The organism is Accumulibacter sp. (assembly GCF_032229525.1).
Classification (GTDB): Bacteria; Pseudomonadota; Gammaproteobacteria; order Burkholderiales; family Rhodocyclaceae; genus Accumulibacter.
The window spans coordinates 1-3,749 of the sequence record NZ_JAVTWB010000142.1; the positions used below are offsets into that span (position 1 = coordinate 1).

At 64.1% G+C, this 3,749-nt stretch carries 5 protein-coding genes; 4 read left to right on the plus strand and 1 reads right to left on the minus strand.

Features of this window, described 5'->3' with window-relative positions; all coding sequences use genetic code 11:
* The 4 genes from RUW20_RS10475 to ureG all read left to right on the plus strand — a co-directional run.
* Positions 1-765 (plus strand): urease subunit alpha (locus RUW20_RS10475; RefSeq protein WP_313952152.1); only part of this gene is annotated, 765 nt, incomplete at its 5' end.
* 7 nt (positions 766-772) lie between these two features.
* Positions 773-1,321 (plus strand): urease accessory protein UreE, encoded by a 549-nt coding sequence (gene ureE / locus RUW20_RS10480; protein ID WP_313952153.1) that lies wholly within the window; start codon positions 773-775, stop codon positions 1,319-1,321.
* Positions 1,318-1,989 carry an urease accessory protein UreF gene (locus RUW20_RS10485; protein WP_313952154.1) on the plus strand — a complete coding sequence of 224 codons (672 nt, stop codon included), beginning with the start codon at positions 1,318-1,320 and terminating at the stop codon, positions 1,987-1,989. Before ureE ends, RUW20_RS10485 begins: the two co-directional genes overlap by 4 nt.
* Positions 1,986-2,618 carry an urease accessory protein UreG gene (gene ureG, locus RUW20_RS10490; RefSeq protein ID WP_313952155.1) on the plus strand — a complete coding sequence of 211 codons (633 nt, stop codon included), beginning with the start codon at positions 1,986-1,988 and terminating at the stop codon, positions 2,616-2,618. The genes RUW20_RS10485 and ureG overlap by 4 nt, the downstream gene beginning before the upstream one ends.
* An 84-nt stretch (positions 2,619-2,702) precedes the next feature.
* On the opposite strand, the gene RUW20_RS10495 is transcribed toward ureG, so the two are convergent.
* On the minus strand, positions 2,703-3,515 hold the full coding sequence (locus RUW20_RS10495) for a protein-glutamate O-methyltransferase (protein ID WP_313952156.1): 813 nt from the start codon (positions 3,513-3,515) through the stop codon (positions 2,703-2,705).
* Positions 3,516-3,749 lie beyond the last annotated feature (234 nt).

A 3,749-nucleotide genomic window follows, 5' to 3' on the forward strand; every position in this document is an offset into this window, starting at 1 on the left:
CACCACCTCGACCCGGCGATCGCCGAGGACGTGGCTTTCGCCGAAAGCCGCATCCGGCGCGAGACGATCGCCGCCGAAGACATCCTGCACGACCTCGGCGCGCTGTCGATGATGTCGTCGGATTCGCAGGCCATGGGCCGGGTTGGCGAAGTGATCATCCGCACCTGGCAGACGGCGCACAAGATGAAGGTGCAGCGCGGCCATCTGCCGGCCGCCGACGGTGCGGGCGGAGCGCCGCCGGGCGCCAACGACAACTTCCGCGTCAAGCGCTACATTGCCAAGTACACCATCAACCCGGCGATCACCCATGGCATCGGCCATCTGGTCGGTTCGATCGAGGTCGGCAAGCTCGCCGACCTGGTGTTGTGGAAGCCGGCTTTCTTCGGCGTCAAGCCGTCGCTGATCGTCAAAGGCGGGATGATCGCCGCGGCGGCGATGGGCGATGCCAATGCCTCGATCCCGACGCCGCAACCGGTGCACTATCGGCCGATGTTCGGCGCCTTTGGCAAGGCGTTGAGGACTTCTGTCACGTTCGTTTCCCAGGCGGCACTGGATAATCCAGCTGTCGGGGCGCTGCAACTCAGCAAGCCGCTGCTTGCCGTCCGCCAGACACGCCAGGTCCGCAAGTCGGATATGGTGCACAATGCCGCGACGCCGAAGATCGACGTCGACCCTGAAACTTACGCCGTGCGTGCCGATGGCGAACTGCTGGTCTGTGAACCGGCCAGCGTCCTGCCGATGGCACAGCGCTACTTTCTCTTCTGAGCGGACCATGCTATTTGCCGAATCCTTCGCCGACGATGACACACCCGCCAGTGATCGTCTGGTGCTGCCTTACGATGCCCGGCGGAAAAGTCGCCAGCGAGTGACCCTGGTCAGTGGCGAGGAGCTGGGTTACGTCCTGCCGGCCGGTACCGTGCTGCGGCATGGCGACCGTCTGCTTACCGGCAACGGGCGGGTGATCGAAGTCGAGGCCGCCTCGGAAGCGCTGCTCGAAGTCCACGCCAGCGATTGTCTGCAACTCGGCCGTGCCGCCTACCATCTCGGCAATCGGCATGTGCCGGTGCAACTTGGCCAGCACTTCCTGCGCTTCCAGCCGGATCATGTGCTGGCCGAAATGCTGCTCGGCCTCGGTTGCGCGGTCAGCGAGGTCGAGGCGTCCTTCGATCCCGAAGGTGGCGCCTACGGCGCGCACGCGCATGCTGAAGGCCATGCGCGTGCTCCCGCCTATCGCCGGCGGCGTAGCACCGACGTGATCGAAGCCTGTCCTTCCGGGCGTGTCCTGCCGCGCCCGTCAGCGAGGATCCACGAGTTCAAGTGAATCTGGCGCTGCCTCGCCTGCTGCAGTTGGCCAGCCCGGCGCTGCCGGTAGGTGCCTACACCTATTCGCAAGGTCTCGAATGGGCGGTGGAAGCAGGTCAGGTACACGACCCCGTCAGCGCCAAGGAGTGGATTGCCGGTCTGCTCGAGGAAGGTGTCGGCCGCTTCGAGGCGCCGCTCATCGCCGCTCTGCAGCGGGCTTGGGCCGTCGCCGAGCATGGCGAAGTGCTACGCCTCAACGCCGACTTCCTGGCCAGCCGAGAATCGTCGGAGCTGCGGGCCGAAACGTTGCAGATGGGCTATTCGCTGCGCCGGCTGCTGCACGACCTCGATGAGTTCGCGGTGCCGCCAGCCTTCGACGCCATGCCCGAAGTTTGTTTCCCTGTTGGCTGGGCGTTGGCCGCCGACGTCTGGCACATCCCGCTGGCCGATTCACTGACCGCCTATCTGTGGTCCTGGTGCGAGAACCAGGTGATGGCAGCACTCAAGGCGGTACCGCTCGGGCAGGCCGCCGGGCAACGCCTCCTGCTGGCGCTGGGTGGTCGCGTACCGGAGGTCGTGCGCCAGGCACTCGAACTGCCCGAGAAACAATGGAGCAACTTCGCTCCCGGCCTGGCGCTCGCGTCCAGCCGCCACGAAACGCAATATTCGAGACTCTTCCGATCATGACAGAAAGCGAACCCAAGACCAGCCGACGCCGCGCTCTGCGCATCGGCATTGGAGGCCCGGTGGGCTCCGGCAAGACCGCACTGACCCTGGCCCTGTGTCTGGCCCTGCGCGACCGCTACAGCCTTGGCGTGGTGACCAACGACATCTACACGGCGGAAGACGCGAAGTTTCTGGTCCGCCATGCGGCGCTGCCGCAGGAGCGGATTCTCGGTGTCGAAACCGGCGGTTGCCCGCATACGGCGATCCGCGAGGATGCGTCGATCAACCTCGAAGCGGTCGCAAGGCTGACTACGGCTTTTCCGGATATCGAGATCGTCTTCGTCGAGTCGGGCGGTGACAACCTGGCGGCGACTTTCAGTCCGGAACTCTCCGACCTGACGCTCTACGTGATCGACGTCGCCGCCGGTGAAAAGATCCCGCGCAAGGGTGGCCCCGGAATCACCCGGTCCGATCTGCTGGTGATCAACAAGACCGACCTCGCGCCAATGGTCGGTGCCTCGCTGGAGGTGATGGATACCGATAGCCGCCGCATGCGCGGCGACCGGCCGTTCGTTTTCAGCAACATGAAAACCGGTGATGGGCTCGCCGAGATCATCGCTTTCATCGAGTCGCGGGGCTTGCTGAGCTAATCGGGCTAATCGGGCTAATCGGGTATGGCGGCGTTTGTCGCAACACTATCCGGCGGCGCGTTCCTCGGTCGACAAGCGACGCGTTTACTCCGGCTTGCGGTAAATCGTCGGCCGTACGGCCGACAGCCGATCGCTGATGCCATTGAGTGACTCGGAGTGGCCAACGACCAGATAGCCGCCAGGGAGCAGGCGGGGCAGGAGATTGGCGACGACCTTGCGCTTGGTTTCGCTATCGAAGTAGATCAACACATTGCGCAAGAAGATGACGTCGAAGGAGCCGATTCCGGGACTGATCGATTGCGTCAGGTTGACTTGGGCGAAGCGGACTTTCTGGCGAATCACTGGCGCGATCAGGAGGGAGTCCGAGCCGGCGCCTGATTCCTGCAGGCAGTACTTGCGCATGCAGGCGGCGGGGATGCCTTCATTGCGGTTACGCGGGTAGCGCCCTTCCCGCGCAGCAGCCAGTACCCTGGTGCTGATGTCCGAAGCGAAAACCTCCCAGGAGGCATGAGGCAGGCTCTCGGCGATGACCATGGCCATGCTGTAGGCCTCTTCCCCGCTCGAACTTGCGGCGCTCCAGATACGAAAGCGTTCGCCCGGTCGGCGCGTAGCCAGAACCTCGTCGCGCAGAAAGTCGAAGTGTCTGGGTTCGCGGAAGAAGTAGGTCTCGTTGGTGGTCAGCAGATCAACCATCGTCTGCAGCTCGTCCGGGTGCCTGCCGCTGTCGAGCAGGCGGTAGTAGTCACCGAAGCTGTCGAGCTGGCGTTCGCGCAAGCGCTTTTGCAGCCGGCCGACGAGTAGCACCTTCTTGCTGTCTGCGAGATTGATGCCGGCGATCTTGTAGATCAGTCGCTGAAAAAGAGCGAATTCCTGGTCGGTGATTGTCGCCTGGTTCATCACCACGGCCCGATGGCCTTGCCGGCGACCCAGCGCGTTGACCAGCGCACCGGCGCGGTATCGCTTGACGCCGTCCGCTGGTCCGTCGGGCGCTTGTCTTGTCGCCAGGGCGGGAGGTTGAAATGGATCATGGGTGTCAATGCTGCGCTATCCGTCCTGCTGCCGCAAGCCCATGTTGCGCTTCTCGGTGCCGAGCCCTGTGGAGGCGGTTCCTTGAACGAAAGCTTCGGTGTC

Coding starts and splice junctions, on each gene's coding strand:
- RUW20_RS10495 (WP_313952156.1), bottom strand. CDS start 3,515: ATGAACCAGGCGACAATCACCGACCAGGAATTCGCTCTTTTTCAGCGA.
- ureG (WP_313952155.1), top strand. CDS start 1,986: ATGACAGAAAGCGAACCCAAGACCAGCCGACGCCGCGCTCTGCGCATC.
- ureE (WP_313952153.1), top strand. CDS start 773: ATGCTATTTGCCGAATCCTTCGCCGACGATGACACACCCGCCAGTGAT.